Annotated in this window: 11 protein-coding genes; 5 read left to right on the top strand and 6 right to left on the bottom strand. The window is 73.0% G+C overall.

The window, feature by feature from the left end:
- Positions 1-109 precede the first annotated feature (109 nt).
- Positions 110-1,267: a heme/hemin ABC transporter substrate-binding protein gene (locus BJ979_RS04930; RefSeq protein ID WP_179565739.1), complete on the bottom strand. Its 1,158-nt coding sequence runs from the start codon at positions 1,265-1,267 to the stop codon at positions 110-112.
- 190 nt (positions 1,268-1,457) lie between these two features.
- Between BJ979_RS04930 and BJ979_RS04935 the strand changes: the two genes are divergently transcribed.
- Positions 1,458-2,102 carry a biliverdin-producing heme oxygenase gene (locus BJ979_RS04935; protein ID WP_179565741.1) on the top strand — a complete coding sequence of 215 codons (645 nt, stop codon included), beginning with the start codon at positions 1,458-1,460 and terminating at the stop codon, positions 2,100-2,102.
- Between the two features lie 23 nt (positions 2,103-2,125).
- On the opposite strand, the gene BJ979_RS04940 is transcribed toward BJ979_RS04935, so the two are convergent.
- A complete protein-coding gene (locus BJ979_RS04940; RefSeq protein WP_179565743.1) occupies positions 2,126-3,598 on the bottom strand; it encodes a phytoene desaturase family protein in 1,473 nt (490 codons plus the stop codon).
- 124 nt (positions 3,599-3,722) lie between these two features.
- Positions 3,723-4,448, bottom strand: a complete 726-nt coding sequence (locus BJ979_RS04945) for an SOS response-associated peptidase (RefSeq protein ID WP_179565745.1) — start codon at positions 4,446-4,448, stop codon at positions 3,723-3,725.
- A 283-nt stretch (positions 4,449-4,731) separates the two neighbouring features.
- On the opposite strand from BJ979_RS04945, the gene BJ979_RS04950 reads away from it, so the two are divergent.
- The 4 genes from BJ979_RS04950 to BJ979_RS04965 all read left to right on the top strand — a co-directional run bounded on the left by BJ979_RS04950 (position 4,732) and on the right by BJ979_RS04965 (position 11,450).
- Positions 4,732-6,138: a flavin monoamine oxidase family protein gene (locus BJ979_RS04950; protein WP_179565747.1), complete on the top strand. Its 1,407-nt coding sequence runs from the start codon at positions 4,732-4,734 to the stop codon at positions 6,136-6,138.
- Between the two features lie 162 nt (positions 6,139-6,300).
- Positions 6,301-7,176 (top strand): universal stress protein, encoded by an 876-nt coding sequence (locus BJ979_RS04955; RefSeq protein ID WP_179565749.1) that lies wholly within the window; start codon positions 6,301-6,303, stop codon positions 7,174-7,176.
- Positions 7,177-7,352: 176 nt separating this feature from the next.
- Positions 7,353-9,239: a ParB-like protein gene (locus BJ979_RS17330; RefSeq protein ID WP_246286945.1), complete on the top strand. Its 1,887-nt coding sequence runs from the start codon at positions 7,353-7,355 to the stop codon at positions 9,237-9,239.
- A 138-nt stretch (positions 9,240-9,377) separates the two neighbouring features.
- Positions 9,378-11,450, top strand: a complete 2,073-nt coding sequence (locus BJ979_RS04965; RefSeq protein WP_179565751.1) for a glycoside hydrolase family 13 protein — start codon at positions 9,378-9,380, stop codon at positions 11,448-11,450.
- A 312-nt stretch (positions 11,451-11,762) separates the two neighbouring features.
- Here the strand turns inward: BJ979_RS04965 and BJ979_RS04970 are convergent, their stop codons facing one another.
- From BJ979_RS04970 to BJ979_RS04980, 3 genes are all read right to left on the bottom strand, one after another.
- A complete protein-coding gene (locus BJ979_RS04970; RefSeq protein ID WP_179565753.1) occupies positions 11,763-12,524 on the bottom strand; it encodes a hypothetical protein in 762 nt (253 codons plus the stop codon).
- 1 nt (position 12,525) lies between these two features.
- Positions 12,526-13,125 carry a hypothetical protein gene (locus tag BJ979_RS04975; protein WP_179565755.1) on the bottom strand — a complete coding sequence of 200 codons (600 nt, stop codon included), beginning with the start codon at positions 13,123-13,125 and terminating at the stop codon, positions 12,526-12,528.
- 324 nt (positions 13,126-13,449) lie between these two features.
- On the bottom strand, positions 13,450-15,441 hold the full coding sequence (locus BJ979_RS04980; RefSeq protein WP_246286694.1) for a malto-oligosyltrehalose trehalohydrolase: 1,992 nt from the start codon (positions 15,439-15,441) through the stop codon (positions 13,450-13,452).
- Between the last annotated feature and the right edge of the window lies 1 nt (position 15,442).

Genomic DNA, 15,442 nt, shown 5'->3' on the forward strand with positions numbered 1-15,442 from the left:
GCATCCCCCGAGCCCGGCGACGGAGCCGCCGTGGACGCGACGCCGTCCGAGCCGGATGCCGGTTCCCGGCCCGGAGGCGCCGCAGCTGAGGGAGCGGGGTCGACCCGCGTCACGAGCCCGAACCCGCCGAGCCGCTCGCTCCCGCGACCTTCTCGGCCGTCGCCGACCCGGCCGCCTTCGGCGCGTAGAGCGCCACGGCGAGGGCGTCGAGCACGCGCGAGCTGTCGGGGCCGAAGCTGAGGATCTCGGTGTCGCTCATGTCGACGACCCGCTTGTTCTGCCCGGCGGGCGTCTGCTGCAGGGCGGGCACCTTCTCGAGCAGCCCATCGACGCCGTCGACCGACTCGAGTCCCTTCGTCATCATGAGGATCACGTCGGGCCGGGCCGCGACGAGCCCCTCGTCGGTCAGCGGACGCATGCCGCTCCAGCCGATCTCGCCCGCCACATCCACGCCGCCGAGGGCGGTCACGAGGTCGTCGGCTCCCGATCCGGTGCCGAACATGTAGTACACGCCGGCCTGCCCGCGCACGTAGAGGAAGACGACGCGCAGCTTCTGCGCCGGGTCGCTCGGCGCGACTTTCGCGATCTGCGCCTCGGTCTTCGCGACGCTCGCGTCGATGCGCTTGCTCAGCACCTCGCCGCGCTGCGGCACGCCGAGCGCCGTCGCGATCTGTCCGACCAGCTCGCCCGACTTCTCGAGCGAGCGCGAGGAGGCGACGGTGACGACGGTGACGCCGGCATCCCGCATCTGCAGGATCGTGTCCCACGGGCCGAGGCTCGTGTCGGTGATGATCAGCGTCGGGTTCAGCGCGAGGATCGCCTCGGCGTTGAGGTCGTGGCCGTTGTGGGTGACGAGCGGGCGGTCCTGGATCTCGGCGAAGCCGCTCGAGATGTCGCGGCCGACGATCTTGTCGCCCAAGCCGAGTTCGAAGGTGACGCGCGAGATCGAGCCGTAGATGTCGAGCGCGAGGATGCGGTCGGTGTTCTTCACCGTGACCTTCTCGCCCTGCGTGTCGGTCAGCTTCACGGGCAGCTTCTGCGCGCCGGTCGTGATCGGCTCGACCGGCTCCTGGCTGATCTTCGCCGTGCTCGGGCCCTGCCAGCTCTTCGGGTCGGCGAGGGTCTTCACCGTGCTGAGCTTCGGCGTGGCGGCGCCGGCGTCGGCGGTCGAGCCGGATGCGGCGGAGCAGCCGGCGAGGGCGAGCAGGGCGAGCGCGGCGCCCGCGAGGAGGGGCGCGCGGCGGGTGCGGGGGATGGGGCGAGACATGACGATCCGTAGCGATTCGAGGGGAGCCCGGATGAAGTGAGGGCACCCTAAGCAAGGTAAGGCTAACTTAAGGTGGCGAACCTGGGGTAGCCTCGGCTCAGCGCTGCGGCCCCGGTCGCGGCGACCCGCGTCGACAGTCCGGCCGGCGCATCCACCACCGCTTCTGCGGCCTCCCGAAAGGCTCCGGGCGATGTCCGACGTCATCCTCTTCTCCGACGCCATCCGCGACCGCACGCGTGCCGTGCATCGCGAGACCGAGGGCTCGGCCTTCATCGCCGAGCTCGTCGAGGGCAAGCGCACCCGCGACGACTACGTCGCGCTCGTCGGGCAGCAGTACTTCGTCTACCAGGCGCTCGAGCACGTCGCCGAGGGTCTGCGCGGCGACCCGGTCGCGGCGTCCTTCGTCGACAGCAAGCTCACCCGCCTGCCCGCGATCGAGGCCGACCTCGACTTCCTCGCGCCCGGCTGGCGCGAGACGCTCGTGCCGCTCGCGGCGACGCAGCGCTACGTGCTGCGCATCCACGAGATGGCGCAGTGGGCCGGCGGATTCGTCGCCCACCACTACACGCGCTACCTCGGCGACCTGTCGGGCGGGCAAGCGATCCGCACGCTGCTGCAGCGCCAGTTCGGCTTCGACACGAACGGCGTCGGCTTCTACATCTTCACCGAGATCGCCAAGCCGAAGCTCTTCAAAGACACCTACCGTGCGCAGCTCGACGCCGCCCCGTGGGACGAGGCCGAGAAGGATCGCGTGATCGCCGAGGTCGAGCGCGCCTTCCGTCACAACGCGGAGATGTTCGTCGATCTCGAGCGCGCGACCGCCGCGGTCGCCTGAGCGGTTCCCCGCGCTCCCGGCGCTCAGGCGCTGAACGGCGCCGTGCGGATGCCGAAATGGTCGCGCAGGGCGGTCGCGGCGGCGTACCAGCCGTTCATCCCGTGCGTCGACGGACCGGGCGGGGTCGCCGCTGAGCCGAGGTAGAGCCCCGCGACCGGGGTGCGCCACGGCGCGCGCGATAGCACGGGCCGCGCGATCAGCTGCGGCACCGTCACGGCGCCGCCCATCATCTCGCCGCCCGGATCGTTCGGGTTCTCGAGCGCGAGCTGCGCCGCCGAGCGGTGCGCGCTGGCGAGGATCGTGTCGCGGAATCCCGGGGCGAAGCGCTCGATCTGCGCCGTGATCGTCTCGGTGAGGTCGGCATCCGACCCCGCCGGCACGTGCGTGTAGGCCCACACCGTGTGCTGGCCCTCGGGCGCGCGCGAGGGGTCGATCACGGTCGGCTGGGTCAGCAGCACATAGGGGTTCGAGGGGATGCGGCCGGCCGCCACCTCGGCCTCGGCCGCCGCGATCTCGGTGCGGGTTCCGCCCAGGTGCACGGTCGGGGCGGCGCCGACCCGCGCGTCCGCCCAGGGGATCGGCGCGCTCGTCGCGAAGTCGATCTTCGCGACGCCGTCGCCGCGGCGGTAGCGGCCGAGCGCGCGGCGATAGCCCGCCGGCAGCTTCTCGCCCGCGTACGACGCGAGGAACTCGGGGCTCGTGTCGAGGATCGTGACGCGGCTCGGCTCGATGTCGGCGGGGCTCGCGACGTGCTCGCCGAGACGGATCGTGCCGCCGCGCTCCGTGAAGTCGGCGGCGAGAGCGTCGGCGATCGCCTGCGAGCCGCCGATCGGAACCGGATAGCCGACCGTGTGCCCGAAGGCGGCGAGCAGCAGGCCGGCGCCGGCGGCGCCGAGCGTGTTCAGTCGGGCGACCGTGTGAGCGGCGGTTCCCGCCGAGAGGGCCGCGCCGGCCTCGGTCGCGAAGCCGAGGCGACCGGGCGTCGCGCCGCGACCCTGCGCATCCACGCCGCCGAAGGCCGCGAGACGCAGCGCGCGCGTGCCGAACAGCCGCGCCGCGGTCGGGTCGCTCGGCCAGCGCAGCAGCGGTCCGCCGGTCAGCGCCTGCACACCGGCGAAGTGCTCGACGAGAGGTTCGACGAAGCGTCGCCATCCGGGTCCGTCGGGGCCGAGCTCGTCGACCGTGCGGTCGAGGTCGAGGTAGGCGATCGCGGCGTCGCGGCCGTCGAGCGGATGCGCGTACGACGCGTCGGGGATCGCGAGCGGCACGCGGTGCTCGAGCCCCCAGGCCCGGAAGAACGGCGACGCCAGCGCGCCCGGATGCACGGCCGAGCAGACGTCGTGCACGAAGCCGGGCAGGGTCAGCTCGGCCGACGACATGCCGCCTCCGACGCGGCCGGCGCGCTCGATCAGCTGCACCTCGAGACCCGCCGCGGCCAGGGTGACGGCGGCGGCGAGGCCGTTCGGTCCAGCGCCGACCACGGTCGCGTCGATCATGCCTGTGCTGCTCCCCGGGTCGTGCGCGACGCTGCGTGATCGCGTCGCGCTTCCAGAGTAGACGTCACGTCCTGCCGGGCGGATGCGTGCGGCGGCGGGCGGCGGGCGGCGACCGGTGGCCGCGTCAGGCGGGGTCGATGAGCGTGCGGTCGGCCGGGTCGACGGCACGCGAGTTGTTGACGCGACGGTCGACCTCGTGGGTGCGCACGGTGCCGGCGACCTGCTCGCTCGAGGCGAGCAGCGCATCCACCAGGGCCTCGGTCTCGGCGCCGGCCGTGAGCTTGGCGGGGCTCAGCCACTCGTCGCGCAGCTCGGGCGTGACGAAGGCGGGCATGCGGTCGTGCACTTCGCCGCTCGCGTCGCGGGCCTCGCGGGTGATGATCGCGGCTGAGAGCTGCCATTCGCCGTCGACCTTGCGCACCGTGCAGAGGCCGGCTGCGGCGAGCAGGGGCGCGCTCGCATCCGTGCCCGGCTCGGCACCGGCGTGGATGAACCAGGGCGTCTTCGCGTTCTTCTCGCCGGTCCACTCGTAGTAGCCGCGCATCGGCACGATCACGCGGTGCGCGGCGAAGGCGCCCTTCCACATGCCGTTCGTCGCGACGGTCTCGATGCGGGCGTTGAACTGGGGCCGGGTGTGGTTCGTGATGAACGAGGGATGGAAGTCCCACGCGGCCTGCTCGACCGTGCGGGTGACCTGGCCGTCGCTGTGCGCGCGCTCGCGCACCACCGGGATCGCCTCGGTCGGCGCGATCGAGTACGACACCGACCAGTCGCGGAAGTCATTGCCGTCGAGCACGAACTCCTCGATGAGGTCGTTCGTCTCCTTGTCCATCGCGAAGCGCCCGCACATGCGGGCAGGCTACGCCGGGCCACCGACATCGAGGCGTGGGTCCAGGATGTCGGCGGCGATCGATACGGTGGAGCCACCGGCCACTGATTCCGCATCAGTTTGCAAGCTTTCAGTGCTCATTTCGCAGTCAAACTTGGATATGGCGACGGAATGAGTCAGAATCGACGCTGAGCGCGGCCGTGTCCCCGTCCGGTCGCGCGGTCCCGTCCACGTCCTGACTGCTCGCTCGAGCCGCTCCGCGCGCTCGAGCCGGCGGCCGCATCCACCCTCCGGAGGAACCCACATGGCCAGCGCGAACCGCATCGAGCGCGACGTCGTGATCATCGGCGCCGGAGCATCCGGCCTCACCGCCGCGAACGCGCTGCGCGACGCCGGCCACAGCGTGGTCGTGCTCGAGGCCCGCGACCGCGTCGGCGGCCGACTCTGGACCCGCGAGATCGACGGCGCGACCCTCGAGATCGGCGGCCAGTGGGTCTCGCCCGACCAGGACGCGCTGATCGACACCCTCGCCGAGCTCGGCCTCGAGACCTACTCGCGCTACCGCGAGGGCGACAGCGTCTACGTCGCCGCCGACGGCACCCGCACGCGCTTCACCGGCGAGATCTTCCCGGTCGCCCCCGAGACCGCCGCCGAGATCGAGCGCCTCATCGCGCTGCTCGACGGCCTCGTGGCCGAGGTCGACCCGGCCGCCCCGTGGGATCACCCGCGCGCCGCCGAGTACGACCAGGTGTCGTGGAAGCAGTGGCTCAGCGAACAGACCGACGACGTCGAGGCGCGCGACAACATCGCCCTGTACATCGCCGAGGCGATGCTGACCAAGCCCTCGCACGCCTTCTCGCTGCTGCAGGCGCTGCTCATGGCCGCCTCGGCCGGGAGCTTCAGCCACCTGGTGGATGCCGACTTCATCCTCGACAAGCGCGTCGTCGGCGGGCTGCAGCAGGTTCCGCTCAAGCTCGCCGAGCGTCTCGGCGACGACGTCATCCTGAACGCCGCGGTGCGTCGACTCGAGTGGACGGGCGGGGCGGATGCCTCGGGTGCTGACGGCACGCCGATCCAGGGTGTCGTGGCTTACGCCGACGGCGGGATCGAGGTCGCCGCCCGGCGCGCGATCGTCGCGCTGCCGCCGAACCTGTTCGAGCGCATCGACTTCCAGCCCGCGCTGCCGCGTCTCGTGCAGCAGGCGCACCAGCACCTCTCGCTCGGCCTCGTCATCAAGGTGCACGCCGTCTACGCGACGCCGTTCTGGCGCGAGCAGGGGCTCTCGGGCACCGCGTTCAGCCCTTACCGGATCGTGCACGAGGCCTACGACAACAGCTACGACGGCGACCCGCGCGGCACCCTCGTCGGCTTCGTCAGCGACCAGAAGGCCGACGACGTGTTCTCGCTGCCGGCCGAGGAGCGCAAGGCGCGCATCCTCGCCTCGCTCGCCGACTACTACGGCCCCGAGGCGCTCAGCCCCGAGGTCTACTTCGAGTCGGACTGGGCGGCCGAGGAGTGGACGCGCGGCGCCTACGCCGCGAGCTACGACCTGGGCGGGCTCAGCCGCTACGGCGCGCACCAGACCACGCCGGTGGGCCCCATCCACTGGTCGTGCAGCGACTTCGCGCCCGAGGGCTACCAGCACGTGGATGGCGCGATCCGCCTCGGCCGCACGACCGCGGCGGCGATCGCCGAGCAGCTGCGCGGGTGACGGCGGCGCCGCGCGCCGCGGCGGGGCGGGGCGGGGCGGGCCACGGTGGGCGGGACGACTCCGCCGCGCCCGGTCGCGTGACGCCCTGTGGAGGGCTGTCGGCGGAGCCGCGCGATTCGCGGGAAGATTGTCCTGACAGCACGGAGCAGGGAGCGATCACGGATGCGGTTCATCGTCGGGTACACGAGCACGCCGACCGGGCGGGACGCCCTGGCGCTCGGCATCCGGCTGGCCCGCGCCGCGCGCGCCCAGCTCGACCTCGTGCTCGTCGTCAACCTGCCCGAGCGCGACGCCGCAGCCGACTCCCCGGCCGACGACGAGTACAGCCGCAAGCTGCGCGCGACCGCGCAGCAGTGGCTCGACGACGCGGCCCGCAGCATCCCCGCCGGCGTCGAGTTCGCGACGCACCTCGTCGACGCCGAGTCGTTCGCCGAGGGCCTGCTCGACGCCGCGCGTGACCTCCGCGCCCGCTTCCTCGTGATCGGCGCCGCGCACGGCGGCCTGCTCGGGCGCATCGCCGCGGGCAGCGTCGCCGGCGCCCTGCTGCACTCGGCCGAGGTGCCGGTCGTGCTCGCCCCGGCCGGATGGGCGACCCGCCCCAGCGCCGTCGACGAGCCGATCAGTCGCATCAGCTGCGCCATCGGGGCCCGCGTGGGCGCCGCCCACCTGCTCGACGAGGCCCTCGGCGTCGCCCGCCGCGTCGGCGCGCCGCTGCGGCTCGTCTCGCTCGTCGGACTCGACCAGGACGACGGCACCGCCCGCCCCGACGCGCTCGAGGCCGGACGCCGGCACGCCGAGACCCTGCTGCAGGCCGCGACCGAGCAGCTGCCCTCCGATATCGAGGTCAGCACGGATGTCGCGGTCGCGAGCGGCGTCGAGGCGGCCGTCGCCGCGATCGACTGGGACCCCGCGGAGGTCGTGCTGCTCGGCTCGAGCCGCCTCGCCTCCCCGCGCCGCCTCTTCCTCGGGTCGACGGCCGCGCAGATGCTGCGCGAGCTGCCGGTGCCGGTCGTCGTGGTGCCCAGCGCGGCGCGCTGAGCCCACTCACTCGCACTCGCGGACCCCGCCCGGCGCGGGCGGCATCCGCCCGCGCCCCGCGCGTTCACCTTCGCGACACCTGCCGTCCGCACGGCCTCGGCACAGTGGCTGACATCCCCAGCCCAGAGGTGCGTGCTCGTGCGCGTGCCCGGACCGAGAGAGAGCCCGTGCTGCGCATGCTCATCCGCGCCGTCGGAGCCGCCGCGATCGCGACCGCCGTCGGCGGCGCCGCCCTGATCGCCCCGGCCCCCGCCAACGCCGCCGTCCCGTCGACCACTGACATCCCCGCCGCCTCCTGCGCGGCCGGCGGCTCCGTCACCGACCCGTACCTGTGCGCCCCCGTCGACAGCCTGCTCGACGTGCGCATCGGCGATGTGCGCCCCACGCAGCCGTCGCTCGGCTACGACGAGGTGTTCTACAAGCTCGGCCGCTACGAGCAGGGCGTCGCCACCCAGGACCCGTACGGCAAGAGCTTCGGCGACTGGTGCGAGGCGAACGGCCAGGACGACGTCGCGACCGCGGCGGCCGGCGCCACCCTGCACGACCCCTCGACCTTCACCTGCACGATCGCGAAGGGCGCCGAGACGACCAAGTCGATCGCCGCGATGAAGACGGTCGTGATCGGCCCCGGCGGCATCCCCTACCTCACTGACGGCCACCACACGCTGACGTCGTTCGCCGAGACGCTCGACGGCGGACTCGACCTGCACGTGCGCCTGCGCGTGCTCGGCAACCTCAGCGGGCTCAGCGAAGCCGACTTCTGGTCGACCATGCAGGCCAACAAGTGGGTGTGGCTGAAGGACGTGAACGGCGACGACATCACGCCGAACGACCTGCCCAACGGCGTCGGCCTGGCGAACTTCGACAACGACCCGTACCGCAGCATCCTCTACTTCGGTCGCGACATCGGCTACACCGCCGGCACCATCCCGTTCCAGGAGTTCTACTGGGGCGAGTGGCTGCGCAGCCGCACCGACATCGACGTGAAGGGCTGGGATCAGACCGACCCCGCCGCCACCCTCGCGCTGGTGAAGAAGATCACCGAGGCGCAGGTCGCCCTTCCCGACGACCAGGTCATCGCGGGCGGGTTCACCGCGAAGGAGCTCGGCAAGCTGGCTCAGTGGAACGACGGCAAGAAGCCGACGGGCGGCGAGTTCGACAAGCTGTCGAAGCCGTACTCCGACAAGAAGCCGGGCAAGGTCGCGCACATGACGCACTACCTCGCGGCGCCGCGTCCCCTCACCGCCCCGACCACGCCGGCGGCTCCGACCGCGGCTGTCGGCCCCGAGTCGGCGACCGACGTGTCGGTCATCTGGTCGGTTCCGGCATCGGGTCGCCCGCTCAGCTACACCGTGAAGCTCAGCCCGGTGGATGACGGCGCCGGCTCGCAGAGCTACGCCGAGACCGTCGACGGCAACGCCGACATCCACCTCTTCACCGGCGTGAAGCCGGGCGCCTACACCGCCACGATCACGGCGACGAACAAGATCGGCACCTCGCAGACCTCGCCCGCCTCGGCGCCGGTCACGATCGCCGACACGACCGAGCCCGGCACCCCCGGCGACCCGGCGACCGGCGACGAGAAGCTCGTCGTCACCGGCTCGCTCACCGCCGGCGGACGCGTCACGATCGACGGCAGCGGATTCCGCGCCGGCGCGGTCGTGACGATCGAGCTCCACTCCGACCCGGTCGTGCTCGGCACGGCGACGGCGAGCCCGCAGGGCGTGCTGAGCCTCAGCGCGACCATCCCGGCCTCGACGCCGGGCGGATCGCACACGGTCGTCGCGCTCATCGACGGCGTTCAGGTCGCCGGCCAGGCCGTGCAGATCGCCGCGGCCCCCGCCGCCGGCTCGGGCGCTGCGGGGTCGGCGGGAGCGGCTGCGGGCGACCCGGCCGCGCTGGCCTCGACCGGAGTCGACAGCCTGCCCGCCGCGGCGCTTGCCGCGCTCGCGCTGGCCGCCGGCGTCGTGCTCATGCTGCTGCGTCAGATCCGTCGCACCGGCCGCCGCCCCGGCGCCTCCGGTGCCGCGGGCTCGGCCTCGATCGACGGCACCGAGGTCTGACCCCGGGCCGCACTGCCGCCGGGATGCGCGGCTCGACCTCCCCGTGAGGCTCGAGCCGCGCATCCCTTTCGAGTTCCCCCCCCATGGTCCGCGCCCGGGCGTCACGGACGCGAAACCTGGGCGGGCTAGCCTCGGGGCATGCTCCAGCCCGCGCTCGAACCGCACCATGACGGATCCCCGCTCTACGTCTCGAACGTGCATCCCGAGCTCGGCGAGGTCGTGCGGGTGCGGGTGCGCATCCCGCGGGCGTGGGGGGATGCGCGGCGCGTGCTCACCCGCTCGAACCCCGACCACGAGCCGCGGTTCACCGAGGCCGAGATCGTCGCCCGCGACGACGACGCCGTCTGGTGGGAGGCCGACCTCACGGTCGAGAACCCCATCCACGGCTACCGCTTCCTCATCGAGCGCGCCGACGGCACCGCCTGGTGGCTGAGCGCCCGCGGGCTCTCGCGCACCGAGGCGCGCGACATGAACGACTTCCGCCTCGTGAGCTACCCCGAGCCGCCGGAGTGGGGTCAGAGCACCGTGCTCTACCAGGTGTTCCCCGACCGCTTCGCGCGCAGCGAGCTCGCCGACCGCCGCGACCTGCCCGACTGGGCCGAACCGGCCGCGTGGGGCGACGAGGTCATCCACGTCGGCCCGTCGACGGCGACGCAGTTCTTCGGCGGCGACCTCGACGGCGTGCGCGAGAAGCTCGACCACCTCGTCGGCCTCGGCGTGACGATGATCTACCTGACCCCCGTCTTCCCGGCGCGGTCGAACCACCGCTACGACGCCTGGTCGTTCGAGGAGGTCGATCCGCTGCTCGGCGGCGACGAGGCGCTCATCCGCCTCGTCGAAGCCGCGCACGAGCGCGGGCTCAAGGTCATCGGCGACCTGACGAGCAACCACTCGGGGGATGCGCACGAATGGTTCCGCGCGGCGCACGGCCAGCCGGGTTCCGCCGAGAGCGACTTCTACTACTGGCTCGACCCCGAGCAGCAGGGCTACGTGTCATGGCTGGGCGTGCCGAGCCTGCCGAAGCTGAACTGGCACTCGCGTGAGCTGCGCCGCCGCTTCATCGAGGGACCGCGCTCGATCGTCGGCCGCTGGCTGGCCGAGCCGTACAGCCTCGACGGCTGGCGCATCGACGTCGCCAACATGACCGGCCGCTACCTGGACGACGACCTCAACCAGGAGGTGCGCCGCATCATCCGCCAGACGATGATCGACGTGAACCCCGACACCCTGCTGCTCGGCGAGTCGACGAACGACGCCGCGAGCGACTTCACCGGCGACGCCTGGCACGGCGCGATGACGTACGCGAACTTCACGCGTCCGCTGTGGAACTGGCTGCGCGAACCCGGATCGCCCGCGCCCGGCGGCATCAACGTGACGCTCGGCCGCACCGAGGACTTCACGGGCCTCGAGTTCTGGGACCAGCACCGCCGCTTCACCGCCGAGCTCGCCTGGCGCGTGCGACTGCACACCATGAACGCGCTCGACACGCACGACACCCCGCGCTTCCTCACGCACGCGCGGCCCGGGTCCGTGCCCGTCGCGTTCGGCCTCGCCGTGACGCTGCCGGGCATCCCGGTCGTGTTCGCGGGGGATGAGTTCGGCCTCGTCGGCGACGACGGCGAGCACTCGCGCACGCCGCTCCCCTGGGATCGGCTGGCGGAGGCGGCGGGCTCGATCGACCTGTACGCGTCGCTCATCGCTCTGAAGCGCGCCCACCCCGCGCTCAACGGCGGCGGCCTGCGCTGGTTGCATATCGGCGACGACGTGCTCGTCTTCGTGCGCGAGGCCGCGGACGAGACGGTGCTCGTCGCGGCGGCGCGGGCGGATGCGGCGGTCGAGTTGGGGGCGGGGGTGCTCGGGCTCGCTGGTGCTGGTGCTGGTGCTGGTGCTGGTGCTGGTGCTGGTGCTGGTCGCGCGGTCGGAGCGGCCGGGGCGGACGCGGTTTCGGATGACGCAGCCGGCCGGGCCGCCGCAGAGCTCGACCCGTCGGCTCATCCGAAACCGGAGACGGATGTCGAGCGCCTGATCGGCGAGGCCGCGCTCGAGCTCGACGCGGAGGGCGCGGTGCGCATCCGCTCGACCGGCATGTCGTTCACCGCCTGGCGTCTGCCCGGCGTCGCCCTGCCCGGCTTCCGCCGCCCCGGCGACGACGCCGAGACCCTCGCCGGATCGGGCGACGTCACCCCCGAGCTCGCGCCCGAGGTGTTCTGAGCCCGCACCCGAGCGGCTAGCCCCATCCTGCGGCAGGCTCGCGCCGATCCGGCCCGACCTGAGCCGATCCGGCCCGATCCGACGCTGCGACTCGATCCCGCCACGGACCCGCGGGAGGACCACGCGCGAAAAGCGAGCCCTCGTCGGGCGTTCCGTCGACCAGATGCCGCGAACGTACGCGACACGCCGTCGCCACGAGTCATCTGGGGCATCTCGGCGCCGCGAGCCCGGATGCAGCGGGCCCGCCCGCCGCGCTGAAGTGCGGTCGAGGCGGCGGGCGGCGCGGTGGTGGACGCGAGGGCTGCGGGTGGATCAGCCGCGGTCAGGTGCCGGGCATGCTGCAGGCGGGTCGGGATCGGGATCCCGCGTCGCGCGGCCCTCGGCGTCGAAGCTGATCGGGTAGCGGAAGCGCGCACCCAGGTCGCGGCTCGACACCGGGCGCGGCGCGCGCGGCCGGCGAGCGCGCCGTCGCGCTGCCGCTTCGGCGTCGTAGAGCTCCGGGTCGGGTGGCGCGGCCGCGAGGCGCGGGGTCGTCGGGGCCGGCATGTCGAAGATCTCGGGGGCCGCTGAGTCGCCGTCGGCGAGGTGGTCGGCGTCGCGTCCGCCGAATCCGAGACCCCCGGCGTCGGGCGCTCCCGAGCCGAGCACTCCCGAGCCGGGCACGCCGCGCTGGGCTGCCGCGGCATCCTCGTGGGCGAAGCTGCGGAACGGCGTCGAACCGCGGGGTCGGAGGAATCGTGCCCGCGTCGCTGCGCCGGGCTCGCGCAGCGCCGCCTCGGCGTGCCGGCGTGCGGTCTCGTGAGCGCGGGCCTGCGCCATCCGGCGCGCCACGCCAGTCGAGCTGTCGTCGGCGATCCCCCGCCACGACAGGTCGCGCTTCTCGCGATCGCGGCGCTCGAGGTACGCGCGAGCCGACACCTCGCGCCAGAAGAATGCCGCGACGAGCAGCGCCTGCAGCGGCGCGATGAGCCAGACCAGGCCGGTCTGCCAGGCGATCCACAAGCCGACGATGAAGACGACGATCGGCACGACGAAGGTGAGCACGCGGCGCGGCGGGCGGATGTCGTCGAGCACGTCAGCGTTCCGATCGGGGCTCAGCGACTGCGCCGGGCCAGCGGCGGCCAGCGGCGGGACCGGGGCCGGAGTCGGGGTCGGGGTCAGCGTCGGTCATCCGGCCGTCGGCGTCGTTCGGGCCTGCGGTTCCGCCAGTCGCCCGGTTGTCTCTCGACGCAGCTGCCCACGAAGCGCCGGGTCTCGCCGCGGCAGCAGTCTCACCAGCGGCGCTCGCCGCGACGCGGGAGAGCGGTGCATCCAAGGGCACATCGAGCGGATCGGGGATGCGGCTCAGCACCTCCTCGGCGACGATCGGATCGTCGCGGAACGTCAGACGGCGCCGCTGCCGACCGAGGAACAGCCGGTTCTGCACGTCGATGGCGTCGGCCGCGTCGTCGCGTTCGAGGCGGGCGCGCTCCTGCTGCTGGGTCGGCGTCGGCGGGCGGCGCCGGTCGCGGTGCGCCCGCAGCAGCTGCGCGCCGAGGCCGACGACGGTGACGCCGGCCCACAGGAGGAAGAAGCCCCAGCGCGCCCACGGGGCATCGAACGCGAACCCGACGGCGAGGGTGCCCGTGGCGACGACCATCGCCAGCAGCGCCCATCCGCTCGCTCGTGTGCGCATCCGTCGGCCCCCGTCCGGAGTTTCACTCAGTCTCGCATGCACTCCCGATCGGGTCGAGGCGGCGCATCTCCGGGCGCCCGTCGAGGGTGGCCAGAAGTTGCACGCGACACGCCGCGCGGGCGGGGTGTTTGTGGCCACCCTCGGGCGGGACGGAGGCTGGGTGGCCAAGAGTTGCACGCGACACGCCGCGCGAGCGGGGCGTTTGTGGCCACCCTGCGGATGGGCAGGTCGAGGGTGGCCAAGAGTTGCACGGGACACGCCGTGCGGGCGGGGTGTTTGTGGCCACCCTCGGGCGGGATGGGCTCCCGGCGACGCGCGCGGCCTCTACTCCGCGAGACGGATGAGCGCCGCCGAGTCCGGCGGCAGCGCGAGCACGCCCTCGGCCGTCGACACCACGTCGTCCGAGGTGCGGAACAGCAGCTCGTCGGCCGGCAGCGTGAACTCGCCGAGCCCGAGGTTGACCGCGACCACGAGCGAGCGGATGCGAATCGCCAGCGTGCGGGCGTCCTCATCCACCGTCGCGGAGAGGTCGGCGAAGGTCGTCGTGCCGAACTCCGGCAGCTCATGCCGCAGCCGGATGAGCTCGCGATGCGCCGCGAGCAGCTCGCGGTGACCGGGCTGGTCGAGCTCGCTCCAGTCGAGGTTCGAGCGCGCGAAGGTCTGCGGATCCTGCGGGTCGGGCACGGCATCCGCATCCCATCCCATCTTCGCGAACTCGGCGATGCGGCCCTCGGCGGTCGCCTTCCCGAGCTCGGGCTCGGGGTGCGCGGTGAAGAACTGCCAGGGGGTGGATGCGCCCCACTCCTCGCCCATGAACAGCATCGGCGTGAACGGCGACAGCAGGTTCAGCACGGCCGCGACCGCGAGCCGCCGCGGCGAGAGCGTCGCCGTCAAGCGGTCACCCTCCGCCCGGTTGCCGATCTGGTCGTGATCCTGTGCGAAGGTCACGAGGGATGCGGTGGGCAGCTGCGACGGGATCGGCCGGCCGTGTTCGCGCTCCCGGAACGACGAGAACGTGCCGTCGTGGAAGAAGCCCTGCGTCGCGGCCTTGGCGAGCGCGCCGAGCGGAGCGAAGTCGGCGTAGTAGCCGGTCGTCTCGCCGGTCAGCGCGACGTGCACGGCGTGGTGGTAGTCGTCGGACCACTGGGCGGTGAGGCCGTAACCGGACTCGTCGCCGTCGGCGGTCGTGCCTCCCGAGCCGGAGCCCGCATCCACCGCGCCGGCCGCGCCTGTCGAACCGCCCGCATCCGCCCGTGCCTCGAACATCACGGGGTCGTTGAGATCCGACTCGGCGATCAGCGTGACCGGGCGCCCGAGCGCATCACTCAGCGCATCGGCTTGCGTGCCCAGTTCGGCCAGGATGTGCGGCTTCTGCTGGTCGACGAGGGCGTGCACGGCATCGAGCCGGAGTCCGTCGACGCCGTAGTCGTCGAGCCAGAGCCGGGCGTTGTCGAGGATGTAGCTGCGCACCTCGACCTCGTCGAGGTTCACCGAGTCGCCCCAGGTGTTGCGCGAGCCGTCGCGCAGGTACGGGCCGAAGCGCGGCAGGTAGTTGCCGCTCGGGCCGAGGTGGTTGTAGACGACGTCCTGGATGACGCCGAGCCCGCGCTCGTGCGCCGCGGCGACGAAGCGGCGGTAGGCCTCGGGGCCTCCGTAGCTGTCGTCGACCGCGAACCAGGCGACGCCGTCGTAACCCCAGTTGTGCACGCCGTTGAAGCCGTTGACCGGTAGCAGCTCGACGAAGTCGATGCCCAGCTCGACCAGGTGGTCGAGGCGCTCGATCGCGGAGTCGAGGGTGCCGTCGGGCGTGTAGGTGCCGATGTGCAGCTCGTAGATGACGCCGCCGGCGAGGGGGCGTCCGGGCCAGCGTTCGCCGTGGTGGTGCGTGTCGCTGCGGCGCGCGCCGCGGTGGTGCGTGTCGCCGCGGTGCGCGTCGGCGTCGCCGCCCGCGAGCTCCAGAGCGGTGGGATGCGCGGCGATGACCTCGCTGAGCGCGTGCACTCCGTCGGGCAGGCTGCGCCCGCGCGGGTCGGGCAGCGGGGTCTCGTCGTCGTCGATCAGGAAGCCGTAGCGAGCGCCCTCGGGCAGGCCCGCGCCATCCCACACCCACCAGCCGACGGCGCTGCCGGAGAGGATGCCGAGAGCGGCCGCCTCGGCGGCGCCGGACGCGCTCGGGGTCGAATCCTCGCCCGCATCCAGCCGTCGCATCGGCTCGACCGCCCCGTCGAGGTGAAGCCGCACGCGTTCGGCCCTCGGCGCCCAGACCCGCGGCCGGAATCCGGCCACGCCGATCGCCGGCTCGGTCGCTTCACTCATG

The sequence above is a fragment of the Schumannella luteola genome (genome assembly GCF_013408685.1).
GTDB classification, from domain to species: Bacteria; Actinomycetota; Actinomycetes; order Actinomycetales; family Microbacteriaceae; genus Schumannella; species Schumannella luteola.